Source organism: Epilithonimonas sp. JDS, assembly GCF_021261315.1.
Lineage (GTDB): Bacteria > Bacteroidota > Bacteroidia > Flavobacteriales > Weeksellaceae > Epilithonimonas.
On record NZ_JAJSAX010000003.1, the window covers coordinates 236,583 to 257,390 of the forward strand.

Here is a 20,808-nt window from a genome sequence, read left to right on the forward strand (position 1 = left end):
TAAGATGCCTAGGTAAGGCAATTGGCAATTTCAGAATTATAATGAAATGCGTTTGAAATATCTGATGCAGTTTAATTTATAAAATATTTAAATGTTAGAGAGTCTATATTTTATTTTAACCGACAGTGCAGGACAATCAATAGTCATAATTATTTTAGATTGCGTTTATAAAAGAATGTTGCCTTAGAATAGTAACTTTCCGATACAATTCAATCTTTAATATTATGAAAAAATACATTTCACTCCTTATTGTAATGCTAATGTCGATATCGTTATCGGCTCAATATAAACCGTGGACTTCCGCAAAGCAACCTTTAAAAGAAATCAAAGCTTTAAAGAAACAAATCAAAGCTCCAAAATTCAGAAAAGCAGACTATCTGATTACAGATTTCGGTGCAGTAGGTGACGGAAAAACAAAAAACACGGAAGCTTTCAAAAAAGCGATTGAAAAATGTAGCACTGAAGGAGGCGGAAGAGTTGTGGTTCCAAATGGAGTTTTCCTGACGGGTGCAATTTATCTGGAATCTAATGTAAACCTTCATTTGACCGATGGTTCAACGATTCTGTTCAGTCAGGACAGCAACGACTATCCTATCGTTTTCACACGCTGGGAAGGAATGGAATGTATGAATTATTCATCTTTGATTTATGCTTATGAAGAAGAAAACATTGCCGTGACCGGAAAAGGAACTTTGGATGGAAATTCAGATTTAGACAACTGGTGGTTCTGGTGTGGTGCTACAAAATATGGCTACAACACATCGCGTCCGGGAAGACAAAACCCTGCTAGAGCAAAACTTCACGAATATATGGCCAACAGAACACCAGCAAGAGAAAGAATTTTTGGGGACGGATGGTATTTAAGACCCAATTTCGTTCAGCCTTACAAGTCTAAAAACTTCTATATGGCAGATGTTTTGGTGAAAAATTCTCCAATGTGGAATCTGAATCCTGTTTTGTGTGAAAATGTTTTGATTGAAAGAGTAAAAGTAATCAGCCACGGACCAAACAACGACGGTTTCGACCCTGAAGCCTGTAAAAATGTCTGGATTAAAGATTCTTATTTTGATACCGGAGACGACTGTATTGCTATCAAATCAGGTAGAGACGAAGACGGAAGAGATATCGGAAGACCTGCAGAAAACCACATCATCGAAAACTGCGAAATGAAAGACGGTCACGGCGGTGTTGTAATTGGAAGTGAAATTGCGGGCGGTGCGAAAAATATTTACGCCATAGGAAACGTGATGGACAGCAAAAATCTTGACCGTGCGTTGAGAATTAAAACCAGCTCCAGCCGTGGCGGAACGATAGAAAATGTATTTTTCTACAACACAAAAGTGGGCGCTTACAAAGAAGCTGCCGTTCGTTTCAATATGCATTATGAAAAGCCGGGAAATCACATTCCGACCATCAGAAACATCTGGGTTGAGAATTTAACCGTTGATAAAGGCGGGAAATATGCCGTATTTTCTGATGCTTATGAATCTTCGCCAGTAACGGATTTCACGATGATTAATGCAAAAATGGTTGGCGTTCAGATTCCTTACAAAGTGGATTACCTGAAAAATGTGACTTTAAAAAATGTAACCGTTAACGGACAGCCATTAACTGAGTTAAAACCATAAAATGCGAAGAAAAACCATTTTCGCCGGACTTCTGGTTTTATCGGCATTCTCACTCTCCTATTCCCAATCAAAACATTGGCAGAATAATGAGCGTGAACTGCATTATAAAGAAGACAATGGCGATTTTTTACTGGTCAACGGAAAGTATAGATTCAACCGTGCTTTATATGGTGATAACCGTGCTTCGAGAGTTGAAGCGGGAGATTTGCCTGAATTCGCACTGTATCTTCCGGGAATGGGCGGGAATCTTCAGTTTGTTATTCAGAAAGGAAATTCGATTAAGAAATTAATTCAGGCTGATAAAATTGAAACACGTTACCGACCGGGAACGATGTTGTATGAAATCAAAGACCCAATTCTCGGAAACGGAATTTTAAAACTGACCGTTCTGGCACAGGCTAAGGAAGAAGGTTTGGTTTTAAAAATGGAAACTGTGAATATAGATTCTTCCACAAAAATCTATGCTGTTTACGGCGGTGCGAGCGGAACGACTTTCAGCAGAAACGGCGACATCGGCGCAGACCCGGAATCCGGATTTTATCTGTTGCCTGAATATTGTCTGAACAATCAGTTTCAGTTGAATAAAAATCAGTTTCAGCTCAATTATTTAAATAAGAAAAAAGAAACTCAAACCGTTTACGGAAGTTTTTCTGATGTCACTTCATTACAGCAAACTGATGCTGAGACTTTGGAAAAACTGGGTGAGTTTACTCAAAATAAAACAGACAAATCTCCGATAGTTTACGCTTCGTATTCTTCACAAAAACAACTAGTTTATATTCAGGTTGCGAAAGGAAATTCAAATAAGAACTTTTCAGATGAAGATTTGAAAAACATCTTTGATGAAGCGGAAAAATCCCGCTTAACATTAACGAATAGAATTCAGCTAAAAACTCCGGATGCAGATTTAAATAATTTCGGAGCCAATTTAGCGGTTGCTGCGGATGGAATTTGGGAAAGTCCGACCTTTCTTCACGGCGCCGTTGCCTGGAGAATGCGCTTGAATGCGTGGCGTGGCGCTTACACAGCCGATGCATTGAACTGGCACGACAGAGCAAAAGAACATTTTGAAAGTTATGCCAATTCGCAGGTTCTGAAACCCGATTTTGCACCTGTCGAAATGGACACGATGCGACATCTTGCCCGACACGAGGAAAAAATGGGAACTTCTGTTTTTTCAAGCGGATACATTTCCAGAAATCCGAATGACAACACAAAACCGCATCATTACGATATGAATCTGGTGTTTTTTGACCAGATGTTTTCGCACTTCAATTACACCGGAGACAAAGAATTCCTGAAGAAAATGTGGCCGACAATGGTTCTTCATATGGACTGGGAAAAACGGAATTTCAAACGTGGGGATTTGTATGATGCTTACGCGGCGATTTGGGCGAGCGATGCCCTGCAATATTCGGGTGGAAAGGTGACGCATACGTCAGCTTATAATTACAGAGCCAACCGTGAAATGGCGAAACTGGCGAAAATCATTGGTGAAAATCCTCAACCTTATGAACAGGAAGCGGATTCGATTTTAAAAGCAATGAAAAACCAGCTTTGGATAAAAGACAAAGGGTATTTCGCCGAATACAAGGATGCCTTGGGCAATCAAATCGTTCACGACAAACCGGGAATCTGGTCGATTTACCACGTTTCCGATGCGTTTATTCTGAATGAATTTGAAGATTACCAAAACTTACAGTACATTAATCATCACACACCAAAAATTCCTATTACGGTAAAAGGTGCTGATAATAAAGACTATTTTACTTTAGCAACAACAAGTTGGCAACCATACGATTGGTCGATTAACAATGTCGCTTTGGCGGAAAATTTACAGACCGCTTTGGCGTACTGGCAAGCCGGAAGAACTGAGGATGCTTATCAACTTTGGAAAGGAAATCTGGTGGAGTCGATGTATTACGGCATCAGTCCAGGAAATTTTGAACAGCTTTCTCATTACGACGCGTTTCGTGGCGAACTGTACAGAGATTTCGCTGACCCAATTGGTGTGGCATCAAGAACTTTGACGGAAGGACTTTTCGGAGTTTATCCGAATCTACTGGAAAATAAAATCAGCATCAAACCCGGTTTCCCGAAGGACTGGAATTCTGCCGAGCTGAAACTTCCGGATTGGGATTATCAGTTTACCAGAACTTCAAAAAAGACTGAATATTTATTTAAATCAAAATATCAGAATCTAGTGGCGTTGGAAATGCAGATTCCTGTAAATTATTCCAACATCAAATCGGTGAAGGTGAACGGTAAAAAAGTGGATTGGAAGATTAAACCCAATTCCATTCTGCAACCATTTGTTCAGTTTGAAACGCCAAAAGGAAAAGATTTTAAGATTGAAATCAACTATTCCGGAGAAGAACTGAAAAACGAGCAAACCGATTACATCAATTATATTTCCGAAAATCTTCAGTTGAATTTTGATTCAAAAAAGAAAATAAAAAATATCTACGACCCGCAAGGACTAATCAAAAATTCCCCTCCTTTGGAGGGGTGGATTCGACCGAAGGGAGAAGACGGGGTGGTTAATCAGGCAATTACATTAGATAATAAAGAAAGAAAAGGAACTTTCTTCATTCAGGTCGAGCAAAATGGAACAACCTGGTGGCAACCTGTGAATGTTGAAATTCGTTTTCCTTTGGAGACCAAATGGGTGAATAAACAACTTCATATTCAATCAAAATTAGCAAATCCGATTAATGGAAAACTATCTGTTAATGTTTTAAACAAAACTTTCTCGATTCAAAAAAATCAAAATACAGTTATTGAAATTCCGGCGAATGTTTTAAGCAAAGGAACAAATTCAATCGTGCTTGAGTACAACGGAATCAAACAGAATATTGAAATTACAGACTGGGAAATAGAAAACCAAGGTAAATTCAACAACATTTCATTAGCGTCAAAATACAACGAAAAAGTGACTGAAATTTTCAATCAGAAATACCTTTCGCCGAGACTGGAAGTTCCGACTTTACAGCTTCCTTGGCAGGGAATCGGAAACTGGTGTTATCCGCTAATTACCGCTCAAATCGATGACAGCGGATTGATGAGTAAAAGAAAAAATGGCAAAGTTGATTTCCTTGGAATTCCATTTTTAATTGATAAAACCGATAAAAATATTGCCTTTGTCAGTCAGTGGGATAATTATTCAGATGCTCTTGAAATTCCAATTTCAGGAAAAGGAAAGAAAATCTATTTTCTAATGGCAGGAACGACGAATCCGATGCAGTCGCAGATTGTGAACGGAAAAATTATGGTTCAGTATGTTGATGGTTCAACTTCAGAATTAGAATTGAAAAACCCGACGAATTGGTGGCCGATTGAGCAGGATTTGTTTGATGATAATTTTGCATTTGAAATTCCGGATGATAAAATTCCGTACCGTGTAAAATTGAAGACCGGAGAATTGTACAAAGGCGGAACTCTGAGCAAATATTCTAGTATCAAAGGATTTACAGACCGTCAGGTGGATGGTGGTTCTGCCACAATTCTGGATTTGCCGATTGATGCGACTAAAGAATTAAAATCAATAAAATTAACGGCTGTGAGCAATGATGTGGTGATTGGAATGATGAGTGCGACGGTTTTGAAATAAATGACGTCCTATTTTGATACGAGAAATATTGCAGCCCGACTTGAACGGAAATCCTTTTGCGAGGAGGAACGACGAACAAAAGATTGGGAGTGGAAGGCGGAAATGTCTGCCATAAAAAAAATTAACATTCGAGATAATCAATAGCTGCCCAGAATAAAATATAACATTGAACAAATTTATTTACTGAAATAAAAAGAAAAATGAAAAAAATTACAATATATCTAGGGATTTTCCTGATGGGATTTTCTTCAGTGAATGCCCAGAAAATTGACCGGAAAAAGGTCGTTCAGCGACATAATATTGTCAACACAAAAGCCGATACGCTTTCCACTTTTACGGTTGGAAACGGAAAGTTTGCCTACACGGTTGACATCACCGGAATGCAGTCGTTTCCTGAATATTACAAAAACGGTGTTTCTCTCGGAACACAGTCTGAATGGGGCTGGAACAGCTTTCCGAATAAAGAGAATTATAAATTTGAGGAAACTTTGAAGCCTTACGATTTCAATAACGACGGGAGAAAAGCTTTATACAGCGTCCAAATCAAAGAACCGGAAAGAAATAAAGGTGCTGTGGAATATTTCCGTGTGAACCAACACCGTTTGCAGTTGGGAAATATCGGGCTTGAACTGACGAAAAAAGACGGTCAGAAAGCAAAAATTTCAGACCTGACCAATGTCAATCAGAAAATTGATTTGTGGACGGGAATTATCACCAGCGAATTTTCTCTGGAAGGAACTCCGGTAAAAGTCTGGACGGCTTCTTTCCAAAATTCAGATAAAATCGGGGTGAAAATTGAATCTGATTTGGTGGCGAAAGGAAAGCTTAAAGTTTTTGCTAAATATCCACATCCGTCAGGACAGTTTTTGGATGACGCTGCATTTTACGGAAGAGAAAACGAACATACCACGAAAATTGTTTCTTCTCAGTCGACGCAGGGTTTAATTCAGCACAAATTACAAAGCACGGATTATTATACTCAATTCAATTTTACGGAAGGAAAACTTCGTGAGGCCGGAAAACACTACTTCGTTTACGAGCCTTCTTCGAAAAACAAAACCGTAGAACTAAGTGTTGAGTTTTCAGCTAAAAGTCCGAAATCTAACAGAACTTTATTCGCTGATGCAGAAAAAGAAAGTACTTCTGGCTGGAAAAACTTCTGGGAAAGCGGTGCTGCCGTTGATTTTGAAGGAAGTACAGACCCGAGAGCCAATGAGCTTGAAAGAAGAGTTGTCTTGTCAGAATACTTAACGAAAGTTCAGTGTGGTGGGAACAATCCGCCTCAGGAAACGGGTTTGACATTCAACAGCTGGTACGGGAAACCGCACACGGAAATGCATTGGTGGCACGGCGTTCACTTTGCACTTTGGGGCAGACCGGAAATTTTGGAAAAGCAACTGGATTATTATTTCAGGTCATTTGATAAAGCCAAAAAATTAGCCGAAAGACAAGGTTATAAAGGTGTCCGATGGATTAAAATGTCGGACAATGAAGGTAATGAAAGTCCCTCTTCTGTTGCTGCATTTTTGATTTGGGAACAGCCACACATCATTTATATGACCGAACTTTTGTACCGCAACAGCAAAGACAAAAAGGTTCTTGAAAAATATAAAGATTTGATTTTTGCAACGGCTGATTTTATGGCTGATTTTGCTACTTATGACAAGGAGAAAAACCGCTACAACTTAGGAAAAGGCGTAATTCCGGCTCAGGAAGTTTTCCCAGCGAAAGATACTTACAACCCTACTTACGAAGTCGCATATTGGGATTGGTCGCTGAAAATCGCTCAGCAGTGGAAAGAAAGATTGGGTGAGCCGAGAGATAAAAAATGGGATGATGTGATTAATAAACTGGCTCCGCTTCCGGTTCAGGATGGTGTCTATTTATCGACAGAATCGGCAAAAGACTCGTTCACATTTCCAAAATGGATGACCGACCACCCAGCAGTTTTAGGTGCCTTGGGAATGGTTCCTGAATCTCCGAAACTGGATAAAAAAATAATGAAAAATACCCTTGATATCGTTTGGGAAAGATGGAACTGGGAACATACCTGGGGTTGGGATTTTCCGATGACAGCAATGAACGCAGCAAGACTGGGACTTCCAAATAAAGCTTTGGATGCTTTGTTTATGAACATTCAAACCAATACCTATCTGAAAAACGGACATAACTTCCAGGACAAACGTCTTAGAATTTATCTTCCCGGAAACGGCGGTGTTTTGACAACTGTTGCGATGATGCTGGAAGGTTGGGACAGCTCTACCGGAAAATATCCGGGTTTCCCGAAAGACGGAAGCTGGAAAATAAAAGCAGAAGGTTTTAAAAAGATGCCTTAAAAAATTCATATTTTAGTTAGGAGGTCTGTCAGAAATGGCAGGCTTTTTTTGTGGTTAAAATTATTTCAAAACGATAAAAATTGCAATCTGTAAAGTGAAAAGTGATATTTCTTTTTCATTAAGCCTAAAATCATAATCGAGATAAAAGTCGATGAACACTACATCTTGAAGGATTGAAAATAATAAAAGTATATTAATGTAAATTTAGTATCTTGTGTATCATAATTGAATCAATTTTTAGAAATCAGATTTTTTAAAACTGAAGTAATATCCTACCAAAGGTCATGTCAGAAATATTCGAAGTCAATATTAACGAAAACTCCCGCGTTCCAAAATACAAACAGATTGTAGATTCTATTCTAAACGGAATTGACGGTGGAGAAATTAAAATTGGAGAAAAAATACCTTCTATTAATGAACTTAGTGAAGCTTGTTTTCTCTCAAGAGATACTGTTGAAAAAGCTTACAAGGAACTCAGAAAAAGGCAGATCATCGAGTCTGTAAAGGGAAAAGGTTATTATATTTCGAGAATTAATAAGAATGATGTCATTAATATTTTCTTTCTGATCAACAAGCCGAGCACTTACAAAATGATGATTTACGATTATTTCGTAAACGCCATCGGTACAAAAGGAAATGTTGAAATGTACATTTACCATTGCGACGAAACACTTTTCATCAATGCTTTGAAGCGAAATTTGGGCGGTTTTGATTATTATGTTGTGATGCCTCATTTCCGTGATGATCAGTCCAAACATACCAGCTCTACGCAGGAAGTGATCGATATGATTGAGAAGATTCCGAAGAATAAATTGGTAATGCTGGACAATACAAAACCAAATATTTCCGGGGAATATGGCTCTGTTTTTCAGGATTTTGCACTCGACATTTACAATGCTTTGAAGGAAGGTTTGGAGAAAATCAAAAAATATGAAAAAATAATTTTGGTCTATCCGGACAAATCCATCAATCCCTACCCTTTCCGAATTGTTCGAGGTTTTGAGAAATTTTGTAAAGAGTTTAAACTGGATTATGAAATTCTGGACGCCATCTATCCTGATATGGAACTGCAGGACAAGGATATTTTCATTACCATTCAGGAACGTGATCTGGTGAATTTGGTAAAACAAATCAGACAGAAAAATCTGAAACTAGGAGAAGATATAGGCATCATTTCCTATAATGAAACACCTTTGAAGGAATTATTGGGAATTACTGTGATCACAACAGATTTTAAAGCGATGGCTGAATCTGCGGCTTACATGGTTTTGAAAAATAAGAAAGAGCAGGTTAATAATGTTTTTAAATTTATTGAGAGAGAATCTTTATAATTGGATTTATTTAAATAAAAAAAAACGAGCTTTAAAAACCCGTTTCATTAGAATAAAATTATTAAAACAACTATATTATTTTACTCTATAATTTTTTAATTCAGTCGTTTCGTTACAACAAAGCTGCTCCATCACTTGTCTGAACTGCATTTTTAGCATCTCGATAATATGATCGCCCCCTTTTTCTCCCAAAGCTCCAACTGCGTACATAAATGTTCTTCCCATAAATGTAAATTCAGCACCACAACTTAATGCGCGGGCAACGTCCGGACCGGTTCTTACGCCGCTGTCCATCATTATTTTGATTTGATCTTTGTATTTTTCACTGATTTCTTTGACTACTGAAATTGTTGATTCTCCAGCATCCAACTGTCTTCCGCCGTGATTGGAAATGATCATTCCGTCAAATCCTAAACGTACAGATTCCGCAGCATCTTCGTCTGACGCAACGCCTTTGATGACCAATTTCCCTTTCCATTTGTCACGGATCGCTTTGATTCTGTCTGAATTTAATCTGCCGGAAAAAGTTGAATTCATGAACTGTCCGAGCTGTTTAACGCCCATATTTTTGTCCATATATTTATCCATCGTGGCAAAGCTTGGAACGCCGTGTTTCAGCATTTCCAGACACCATTGTGGTTTTACCATCGCTTGAGAAACCGTTCTCAAATTCAATTGAGGTGGCATTGCCAGACCATTTCTGATTTCTTTGGCTCGGTAACCAAAAGTCGGAACGTCGGCCAAAACTACCAAAACGTCATAGCCGGAAGCTTCGCAACGTTCTAGAATATCGTCTCGCAGCCATTCTTCTCTCGGATGATAAAGTTGATACCACGCTTTTCCTTCCGTTAATTCAGCGATTCTTTCGATACTGCTTGTCGTAACGGTACTTAAAATGAATGGAATATTATGTTTGAAAGCTGCTTTTGCTAAAATTTCGGGCGCATTTGGCCACATTAAACCTTGCAGACCAACCGGCGAAATTCCGAATGGTGCAGAATATTTAACTCCAAACAATTCGGTTTCCATATTGGCCTCTACGTAATTATCCTGAAGATATTGCGGACGAAGCAGAACATCTCTTAATTCACTTGTATTTCTATCACGGTTGATATTTTCATTACAACCGCCATCCAGATATTCAAAAGCGAAACGAGGCATTCTTTTCTTCGCTTTTTCGATCAGAAGTTCTAGCGAAGCATAATTGGTATCAAATGGAAATGACATAATTGGTTGATAGTTGATGGTTGATAGTTGATGGTTTTTTGACTAAAACTTTTAAAGAATTAATTAATGATAATTAAGAATTAAAGGTTGAAGCACTTTCATCTGATAATGTTGTTGTAGGAATGTTTCGTCGATTTTTTTGTTCGAAATTACCATTGAAGCTCCTAAAGCTGAACCAAGTGGAGAATGCGTGGACATCACATTGTAATGCTGGAAATGATGCGACATCAGTTTCATAAAAACATCGTTGTCTGTAAATCCTCCGTCAATATAAATCGTATCAATGTCTGAATTTCCTATGGCATTTTTGATCGTGTGAATCTGAAGATCCATTAATTCTATCATTAATTGATGATAAGCTTCTTCAAAAGTTGCGAACGATTTGAGATCGGTTTCGGTGATCATTTTTCGTTTTAAAATAATGCCTTCAAAACGGAAATAGACCGCTTTGTTTTTCATTAAATTTAAATATAATTCCTGATCAAACTCAACTTCTCTATGGGCACCGTATTCTTTTCCGTAATAAGCACAAAGTTTTTCGACTTGAATTCGGTATTCATTTCCCATAAAAAAACGGGAAGCTTTTACACGTTTTCCATCTATTCGCATGTAGTTTAAGCAGTTATTTTCGATGTCTTCGTCTGTTAAACTTTCATCATTAAAAGGATTCAGAGAAATGCTCCAAGTTCCTGTCGATAATAGTAAAAACGGATTTTTCTTGCTTAAAATATATGGCAGTAATGCAGAAGAACTGTCGTGAATGCCGACACCAATTTTAATTTTTTTGTTTCTGTAAGACGTGTTGATACTTGCAGAAGTTGGTACAATTGGCGGCATCAAAACATCGATTTCTTCTTCATAAACCCAATCGTGGTAATCGCCTTTGTCATAATCCCACAAATTAGTGTGACAACCGATTGACGTAAATTCCGAAACACAAATTCCGGTAAATAAATACGATAAGTATTGAGGCAAATGAAGGCTGTAACGGATTTTACTAAAAACTTCCGGATGTTTGTATTTTAACCAAAATAATTGCAAACCTGAGTTCAGCATTCCAGCTTGTGGTGATGCTGTTTCGCGGGCAATTTTTAGTTTGTCACCGTGTTTTTCGTAAAATAAATCGAGAATATCTTCGTCGATTGGTTTGGTGTAATTGTATAAAGGTGTCAGGACATTTCCCTTATGATCCAAGTGTACGAAACTTGCTCCGTAAGTGGAAAAATTGATGGCTTTTACATCGAAATTTTCATCGTCAAGGATTGCATTGAAATTATCTTTGATCCAGTTTTGAAGGGCCGCAAGATCTTCTGTCGGATAACCGTCTTCGTCCGTGGTGAGCGGTAATTCAGTATATTCCCTTACGACTTCCTTGTAATTTTTATCAAATAAAAAAAACTTTTTGTTGGTTTTTCCAATATCAAATACGATGGTAACCTTTTTTTTGGACATTCTTGCAATAAGTTAATTGTTGGATGACGTAATAAGATTTTTCAGGTTTGAAATTAAACTTATTCTGTCAAATTAATGATCATTTAAAGGAGTGTTTAGATATCAAGAAAATCATTACTTCTTACTTTATTGAAACTTAATGCTCTAAACACTTTTCCTTAAATGAAAAAAAATTGAGTGGTTTATAATAAAAACTTTCAGATCGCATGAAAGCTCGAATTATCAAAATTTAAAAGTGGATTTTACAATCCTGTTGCTTTCGCCCAGCCTCTTTCGGAAATCAAAGTTTCTCTTACTTTCAGATTTCTGTAAGCGGCGATTGGGTCTAATGCTGCGCCAGTCTGCAATCTTGCCGCTTGCAACAACGGACGAACATCCGTTCTGTAAGCGTTCTGCAAAATATCTTGTGCGCCTACAACATCATTATTTAATTGGGCAGTTTTCAAAGCTTTCTGATCAACCAAAAGTGCCTGAGCATAAGCAATTAAAATAGCTTCCAAAGATTGTAACAAATCTTCCAAAGGATCTTTGATGTTATGACTAGCATCGATCATCCAAGCTGGATAAGGATTGTTTTTGTTATTTTCAATTCCATAAACTAATTCATTGAAAATCAAGAACAAAGCATAAGGTTTGATAGAACCAACCGTCAAATCATCATCGCCATATTTACTGTCGTTGAAATGGAAACCACCTAATTTACCTTTGTACATCAAGGTTGCAACGATTTGCTCGATATTCGTATTTGGTAAATGGTGACCAAGATCAACCAGCGTGAAAGCTCTTTCGCCACAAGCGTTTGCCAGCATGAAAGATGTTCCCCAATCCTGAATTGTTGTTGAATAGAAATTGGGTTCATAAGGTTTGTACTCGATGAATAATTTCCAGTCTTCCGGCATATCCGCGTAGATTTCTTTTAAGCTTTTTTCAGTATTCGATAAAGCAGTTTGGAAGTTCAATTGTCCTGGAAAACTTGCACCATCAGCTAACCAAACGGTTAAACTTTTGGAGTCTAATTCTTTTCCAATTCTTATTACTTCTTTGTTGTGTTCAACCGCGTAAGCTCTGGAATCTTCATTAACGGAGTTCAAAGAACCGAATTTATATGATTTTTGAGCGCCTGGCTGATCCTGAAAAGTGTTGGAATTCATAGCGTCAAAAACAAGTCCGTGGGATTTTGCACTTTCTTTCAAAGCACTTACATCACTTGGAATATCCCAAGGAATGTGTAAAGAAACTGCTCCTGCAGAATGCGTCAAAGCGTGAAGCAATCCAACATCATCTAATTTTTGTTCCAAAACAGCAGGTTCGCCACCGTAAGAAAATCTCCCAAAACGAGTTCCGCCTGCGCCTAAAGCCCAACTTGGAATTGCTACTTGGAAATCGGCAATTTTGTTAACAATCTCAGAAACGTTTGCGCCTGATCTCGTAAGTTTATTTTGCAGAAAATCGAAATCTGAATTAAAGTTTTCAACGCCTACTTTGTTGTACTGATCAATAATATCTTTTCCTATTATCATGATATATCTTAAAATTTTAAAATTGAAAGCTTACCTGAAGCAAGCCTTCAATTTATTAAAATAAAAACCTTCTAAAAAATTAAATTTATCTTGGGAACGCATTCGCCATTCCGCCATCTACATTGATGATATTCCCTGTTGTTTTGTCAAGAATGGCAACACAAGCGAAAACGCCGTTTGCAATATCTTCAGGAAGAATAATTTCGTTTAATAAATTTCTTTTGGCGTAAAATGCCGGTAATTCTTCTACAGAAATTCCGTTTGCTTTTGCACGGCCTTCTGCCCACGAACCTTCCCAGATTTTACTTCCGACGATCACACCGTCAGGATTTACGACATTGACTCTGATTTTATCAGCTGCCAATTCTGCCGCCAATAATCTTGTCATGTGCTGTTGAGCCGCTTTTGCAGTTCCGTAAGCTACGTTATTTGGTCCTGCAACCAAGCCATTTTTACTGGCAATGTTGACGATATCACCTCCAAGATTTTGTTTTTTCATAATTTCAGTTCCGTTCTTTGCGATTAAGAACTGACCTTTAACCAAAACATTTTCCAGAAGATCCCAATCTTTTGTAGTCGTATCTTCCAAAGATTTAGAAATCGCCAAACCAGCAGAGTGAACCAAAATATCTACACCTCCAAACGCTAAAACAGTTTCTTTGAAAGCACTTGCAATATCTTCTTCATTCGTCACATCGCACTGAACAGCGATTGCCTGATCTTTGCTGTATTTTGCAGTAACAGCTTCCGCCGCTTCGTGATTAAGGTCTGTGAAAACTACCACTGCACCTTCCGCTACCATTTTATCAGCGATTGCCTGTCCTATTCCGCCGCCTGCGCCTGTCACGATCGCAATTTTTCTGGACAATGGTTTTTCCTTCGGCATTCTTTGAAGTTTTGCTTCTTCCAACAACCAATATTCGATGTCGAATGCTTCCTGTCTTGGCAAAGATGTGTATTGAGAAATAGCTTCTGCGCCTCTCATTACGTTGATTGCATTCACATAAAATTCGTTTGCAACACGCGTTGTCTGCTTATCTTTTGAGAAACTGAACATTCCAACGCCTGGATAAATGATGATCACCGGATTCGGGTCACGCATTGCAGGGCTGTTTGGATGCTTGCAAGTTTCGTAATATTCGTTGTACTCTTGTCTGTATTGTTCGAAAAGCGGATTTAATTTTTCAAGAATGGCTTTAGAATCAGACAAATCTTCATTCTTATCTAAAGTTAAAACCAAAGGCTGAATTTTAGTTCTCAAAAAGTGATCCGGGCAAGAAGTTCCAAGTGGAGCTAATCTTTCCAAATCATTACTGTTGATATATTCCAAAACAACTTCACTGTCTGTAAAATGACCAACCATTCTGTTTTCAGAAGACGCTAAACCTCTTAACAAAGGCATAATTTGAGCAGCTTTGTTTTTACGATCGTCGGATGGAAGAGATTCCACTTTTTGACCACCGAAAACCTGACCATTTTCTTCGATTTTTTTAGCGATGTATTCAGAAGCCATTTCGATCACTTCCAAACTGTTGATATAAGATTCGTAAGATGTATCGCCCCAAGTGAAAAGTCCGTGGCTTCCTAGGATGATTCCTCTGATTCCAGGATTATCTGCCAGACATTTTTCCAACTGTAAACCTAAATCAAAACCAGGACGCTGCCAAGGCACCCAACCCATTGTGTCTCCCCAGATTTCTTTTGTAATTGCTTCGCTGTCTTTTGCAGCAGCAACTGCAATCAAAGCATCCGGATGAAGGTGATCGATATGTTTGAAAGGTAAAAGTCCGTGAAGTGGTGTATCAATTGAAGGTGCTTTGCTGTCCAAATCGAAAATACAGTGATCGAATAAACCTACCATTCTGTCTTCGTCAGCTAAACCGCCGTACACATTTTTAAGATTTCTCAATCTTTCTGTGTACAAACCTGCGATTCCTTTTCTTGTTAAAGTTCCGATGTCGCCACCTGAACCTTTAACCCACATTACTTCAACCTCTTCATTTGTCAATGGATCTTTCTCAATAGTTTTACAGCTGGTGTTTCCTCCACCGTAATTTGTAATTCTAAGATCAGCTCCTAATATGTTTGAACGGTACAAAAACAAAGCAACCTGATCATCTCCAAAAGATGCTGCTTTCTCCTCGTCCCATAAATAATCTACGTATTTGAATGTTTTTACGTTTTCCATTTTTATTATTTCTTAATTTTTATCAAAAGTAGAATGTTCAACTTTTTATAGCATCCCGCACTGTACTGATGAATGGTTTATTTAAAATAAAATTAACATTGTTTTAAATTAAAACTCAACACATTTTTTACAAAAGCTGTATGTCATATGTTGAGTTTAATTGAAAAATTTATTTAACTATTGCTTATTGATCGTTAGTAACCAGGAAGTTGAGTCAAATTTGGATTATCCACCATTGGATGTCCTGCAGAAGCAGAAGCAAAAGGCAGCAACTCAGTTTTGTTTGGTACAAATCCGTAAAAAAGACCATCTCCGTTCCCTTCGATCCAGTCCGGATATTTTCCGCCATTTTCGGAAGAAGCGGTTGGTTTTGTATAAATGATAGCTCCAACCTGTATTACACCAGCTGTACCAGCCAAGAAACCAACCGTTTTTTTCGCATTGGTATTGAAAGTACTGCTGTATGCCTGGAACATATTGGCTGGATAGAATTTGTCATCAGCAGCTACAGTCATACCGTTTGCAGTTGCAATACCTCTTAAAGTCGTTTGATAAGCATTATAATTTGCATTATTAGTTCCGGCAGATGTAGGAACCGCAAGAACTGCTGCAATCTGAGCGGGATTAGTTAAATCTACGTAAGGGACTTGTAAAATCGGATCTCCATAGATCTGTGCATTTTTCTGGAATTTGTAGAGACGATAAACAGGTGTATTTGCATACGCGCCAGTACGATCTGAAAGATTTTTCATGGCTTGTCTTGTAGCGTATATTTCAGTCGCAATTTTATTCATTCTGGTTAAATCTGTACGTAGATTGAATTCTCCTGCAAATTCCCATTTACGCTCCTGAACAATTGCATCATCGAATGCAGACTGATTTGCAGGTGCGGGAAGATTTCCAATACCGGCGCGTGTTCTTACCTGCATTAAAGCAGCAGTTCCTGCGGCAGTAGGACCATTATTCAAATAATTTTGAGTTTCAGCATACATTAATAATACATCAGCGTATCTGAGAACAGGTACATTTAAGTTACGTGCATCTGCTGCCTGAGGAGCTACACACCAGCCCATTCTGAATTTTCCGGCCAAAATACAAGAAAATGTAGTGCCTGCATTGACCCAAGTATCCGTGGCATTTCCAGAATTCAGGAAATAAACACTGTAAGAAGTACAGGAAACATCTCTACGAGTATCGCCGGGTCTGAAAGACAAGTAATAAGTAGGTAATACAAATTGTAATGCTTTACGGGAACCGTATGTTCCACCACGTGAACCCTCCATTGCATACACTCCGAAACCTGAATTGGTATTCGGTCCGTAATTGGCAAGATGCCACAGCATTTCCGGATTACTTACTGCAAATTTTCTCTGGCAGAAGTTGTACCATAAAGCTTCGAATCCACTTTTACCACCTTGAGCCTGTACAAGACTTGCTGTCCCACCATTTATAACAGCTGAAGCTGCGTTATCTGCAATTTGGTAAAGTTCTCTTACTCTTGTATTGTCACTTCTTCGAGACATTGTACCCGGTGCTCCTGTATTAAGATCCCATCTCAGTGAATAACCCGCAGCATACAAGGCAATTCTTGCCAATAGTGCATTACCGCCAGCTTTTGTCAAACGCTCTGTGGTTCCAGTAGTTGGCAAATCATTTACAGATTCCTGCATATCTGCAATCACACGGTCATAAATACCATCACGTGGTGAACGTTTTGGGTATAATGTATTTGGGTCATTTGGATCTGCTTCTTCAAGAGGTATCCAAACTGCGGGAACATCACCATAGACTCTGATCAAATTATAATAACAAAATGCACGAATGGCTTTAACTTCTGCTAATAACGAGTTGCGTTTTTCACTTACAGGCATCTGACCTAGTCTGCTGATCGCTATATTTGTTTTTTCTATGCTGGCGTACATAGCTGCATAAATTCCTGTAACAGTATTAGGCGTTTTTGCATCGTACTGATAATTGCAGATATTATATTTGGAATTATTGGTCGTCCCATCTTCAGCAGAATGTATAACTGTGTCCCCAGCTCCCAACTGATAATACATTTCTGTTGGTATCAAACTTCTGTAACAGCCTTGCACAAACATATCTGCGGTATCTAGACTTAGAAATACTGTATCTGTACTAGCGATATTTGTCGCAGGCTGATCCAAAAAATCTTCGCTGCAAGAATTGATAAATACGCCTGCAATTAAAAAGGATGGAATGACTACCAATCTCTTTAAAAGTATAGATTTATTAATTATATTTTTCATTTTTTTAAATTTAAAAAGTTAGATTGATACCAAGAACGTAACTTCTTGAGCGTGGGAAGGAAGATGTATCATAGCCTGGCGTCACTGCAACACCACTTGCAGCAGAAACTTCCGGGTCGTAACCTGAATAACCAGTAATTGTCGCTAAGTTATTAACGGTGACGTAAATACGAGCATTTGCTACTGAAATACTTTGCAAAAATTCTCGATTCAAACTGTAACCCAGTGTCAACATTGCTATTCTCAGATAAGAGCCATCTTCTACATAATATGATGACGGATAGGTAATGTTAGCTGTATTTGTATTACTTAAGCTCCACAGGCTTGAACTTTCATTAGGATTAAGTTCTTTTAGTCTCACAAGATTGTTTGTTGCAACTCCTGTATTGGGATCAATCAGATGATAGAAATTGCTTCCAAATTCTGTAGGGACGTTCTGATAAAGAGCATACGGACTCAAACTTTGCTTTGTAGCATTATAAACATCGCCTCCAACGCTGAATTTCATAAATACTGCCAAATCAAAACCTTTGTAAGAAAAATTATTGCTGATCCCACCAATAAAGTCAGGTGTTCCGTTTCCTATTTTCACCAATTTTCTAGTGAACTGATCTCCCGCAGCATTATCCGCAGCAAATTTCATATCTCCCGGTTTAGGCGTTCCTGTTGCTGGTTTTACCACGCCTGGCTTCAAAGTAAGCGTTCCGTTGGCAGCTTGGGTAAAATCATCTGTCGTGTAAACGCCTTGATAAACATAACCGTACATATCACCTAGTTGCTCTCCTAAATTTGCATAATAAGTTACTACTCCTGCCCTATTACTTCCAACACTGAATGTTTTGAATAATTGACCCTGTTCCAAAGCTATTACTTTAGACTTATTAAAGCCAATATTTGCATCTGTTGACCATCTGAAGTCTTGAGATTTTAAATTGATGGAGTTAAGTGTAAACTCCATACCACGATTACGCATCGCACCAATATTCTGTTGCTGTCTTGTGTAGCCTGATGATACTGGCAATAAAGCATCAAGCAACATTTTGCTTACGTTGTTGTTGTACCATTCGGAGGTCAACTTGATTCTGTTATTAAATAAAGCTAGATCTATCCCGATATTGGTTGATTTCATTTCTTCCCACTGGATATATGGATTCCCCAATCTGTTACCAGTAGTGTAAACAGGATTTCCAGGGGTGTTATTAATCGGGTAATCAGTCAATGCAAGATTAGTAGTGTACAAGCTGTTTGAAATATCATCATTACCGGCAATACCATATTCTCCCCTGAATTTTAACTCGTTGATTATATTACTGAGTTTGCTGTTTTTCCAAAAACTCTCCTGAGAAAGACGCCACGCCAATGCACCTGATGGAAACAATGCTCTTTTATTTTTAGGTCCAAATTTAGAAGAACCGTCATCACGTATTGTAGCCGTCAACAAATAGCGATCGTCATAATTGTAGTTAACACGACCAAAGTATGAACTTGTACTTTTGGTAGATCGGCTTGCATCTTTGTCAGCAACTGTTGCATTTGTAATATCATCCAGTCCAAAATTAACGACAGGGAACTTAATCAGTCTCATACTGTTGCCTTCTGATTCCTGAAAGATGGATTCCTGACCGACTAAAGCAGTAAGCTTATGTTTTTCACCAAATGTTTTATTATATGTTAATGTATTTGTGATTTGATAGCGGTATGATTCGCTGTTATCTATATTTCCATTAATACCGGTATTTACAGGATCTGTAAGAAACGCACGCGAGTTTTCGTCTGCGAATGACATTGATTTACTGTTGTTCCAATTGTATGATCCGGCAGTTCTGAAGGTAAAGTTTTTGAGAAAGTCAAATTCGATCCCCGCATTTGCCAAGAATGTTCTTGAACGTTTGTTGGAAATCGATGCTCTAGTTTCGATGAATGGATTTTCTGTGTCAAAACTAGAATCTAATCCCGAATAGTCGCCAAAAGTCTGTGTGTTGAATAATTCATCCTGAGTAAATCTGGTTCCACCGGTAATAGGTTGAAGAAGTATCTTTTTCATTCCGGAGTAGGCACCGCCACCATAGGTAGAAGTTCCTGTAAACATACTCCCAAAATCTACTCTAATCCCTTTGTAAAGTTCTGAATTTACATTTACACGAAGTGAATTTCGCTTGTCGCTGAAGTTTTCCAACAATCCTTTCTGATCATTGAAATTATAACTGATGAAAGCCTGTGTTTTCTCATTTCCTACAGAAATGTTAACATTATGATTCTGAGTAACGCCGGTACCACCGAGCATTTTTTCCTGCCAGTCCAAAGCTGGTGCATTGGCATAACGGTTATTTATCCGATTGAATACACCTGTGTAAAATCCCGGAGAATCTGTACCCAAGCTATTATCGAACACGTTGCTCCACTGTGTGGCTTTACCTCCAAGCTGAGCCAATTCATATTGATATTTTACATAATCTTCCGGATTGGAAAGCATATCCAGTTTTTTGGAAAGCATATCAAAACTCATAAATGAGTTATAATTAATCGTGGTTTTTCCTTTTTTACCGCTTTTAGTCTTAATAACAATAATTCCATTAGCACCACGAGCACCATAGATCGCAATCGCTGAGGCACCTTTCAGTACATTTATACTTTCGATGTCATTTGGATTGATGATGTTCAGTGCGCCATCCAATTGGAAACCATCCACAATATATAATGGCTCAGTTCCCTGCGTGATAGAAGCACCACCACGAACGGTAACATTGGCACTAGCTCCGGGCGCACCGCCTGCCGTCACAATATTAAGACCTGCCGCCCTGCCTTGAAGCGCCTGCAAAGCATTCATCGCAGGTGTTGCCGCCAAATCTTTTGCAGAAACCGAAGAGACAGATCCTGTGAGGTCTGATTTCTTTACAGTACCGTAACCGATCACGACTACTTCTTCGATCTCTTTAGTCCTTACATTTGCAGTATCAGTTGGTGTCTGCTGTGCCAAGAGGAAACTTGATGTAAGCAAAACTGCCGGAAAGACAATTCGCTTAATATCCTTGTGTTTAATTATTAAAGACATATTATATTAATTTTTTTTTAAATTTTATTGACACTAATTTATTATGTCACCAAAGTACAGTCTTAAACAAATTCCCGCATCCTGCCTTATCCTGCAATTGTTAAAAAAAACATAAAATATATAAAATACTGTAAATCAATTAATTAAAAATTATGCTAACAATATAAGTTTAGTTTAGGTAGTAGATATTTTAA

At 38.2% G+C, this 20,808-nt stretch carries 10 protein-coding genes; 4 read left to right on the forward strand and 6 right to left on the reverse strand.

What is annotated here, in order from left to right:
* Window positions 1–224 precede the first annotated feature (224 nt).
* From LUD75_RS11515 to LUD75_RS11530, 4 genes are all read left to right on the forward strand, one after another.
* Window positions 225–1,628 carry a glycoside hydrolase family 28 protein gene (locus LUD75_RS11515; protein WP_232705819.1) on the forward strand — a complete coding sequence of 468 codons (1,404 nt, stop codon included), beginning with the start codon at window positions 225–227 and terminating at the stop codon, window positions 1,626–1,628.
* A gap of 1 nt (window position 1,629) precedes the next feature.
* Window positions 1,630–5,238 carry a DUF4450 domain-containing protein gene (locus tag LUD75_RS11520; RefSeq protein WP_232705820.1) on the forward strand — a complete coding sequence of 1,203 codons (3,609 nt, stop codon included), beginning with the start codon at window positions 1,630–1,632 and terminating at the stop codon, window positions 5,236–5,238.
* Between the two features lie 200 nt (window positions 5,239–5,438).
* Entirely contained in the window at window positions 5,439–7,574 is a 2,136-nt protein-coding gene (locus tag LUD75_RS11525) for a hypothetical protein (RefSeq protein WP_232705821.1), read from the forward strand.
* 284 nt (window positions 7,575–7,858) lie between these two features.
* Complete coding sequence (locus tag LUD75_RS11530; protein ID WP_232705822.1) at window positions 7,859–8,905, forward strand: GntR family transcriptional regulator; 1,047 nt, start codon at window positions 7,859–7,861, stop codon at window positions 8,903–8,905.
* 75 nt (window positions 8,906–8,980) lie between these two features.
* Here the strand turns inward: LUD75_RS11530 and LUD75_RS11535 are convergent, their stop codons facing one another.
* From LUD75_RS11535 to LUD75_RS11560, 6 genes are all read right to left on the reverse strand, one after another.
* Complete coding sequence (locus LUD75_RS11535) at window positions 8,981–10,132, reverse strand: alpha-hydroxy acid oxidase (RefSeq protein WP_232705823.1); 1,152 nt, start codon at window positions 10,130–10,132, stop codon at window positions 8,981–8,983.
* Between the two features lie 63 nt (window positions 10,133–10,195).
* Window positions 10,196–11,584, reverse strand: a complete 1,389-nt coding sequence (locus tag LUD75_RS11540) for an FGGY family carbohydrate kinase (protein WP_232705824.1) — start codon at window positions 11,582–11,584, stop codon at window positions 10,196–10,198.
* Window positions 11,585–11,826: 242 nt separating this feature from the next.
* On the reverse strand, window positions 11,827–13,104 hold the full coding sequence (locus LUD75_RS11545) for a TIM barrel protein (RefSeq protein ID WP_232705825.1): 1,278 nt from the start codon (window positions 13,102–13,104) through the stop codon (window positions 11,827–11,829).
* Window positions 13,105–13,189: 85 nt separating this feature from the next.
* A complete protein-coding gene (locus LUD75_RS11550; protein ID WP_232705826.1) occupies window positions 13,190–15,292 on the reverse strand; it encodes a bifunctional aldolase/short-chain dehydrogenase in 2,103 nt (700 codons plus the stop codon).
* Window positions 15,293–15,486: 194 nt separating this feature from the next.
* Window positions 15,487–17,562, reverse strand: a complete 2,076-nt coding sequence (locus LUD75_RS11555; RefSeq protein ID WP_232705827.1) for a RagB/SusD family nutrient uptake outer membrane protein — start codon at window positions 17,560–17,562, stop codon at window positions 15,487–15,489.
* Between the two features lie 10 nt (window positions 17,563–17,572).
* Window positions 17,573–20,614: a SusC/RagA family TonB-linked outer membrane protein gene (locus LUD75_RS11560; RefSeq protein WP_232705828.1), complete on the reverse strand. Its 3,042-nt coding sequence runs from the start codon at window positions 20,612–20,614 to the stop codon at window positions 17,573–17,575.
* Window positions 20,615–20,808: the final 194 nt, after the last annotated feature.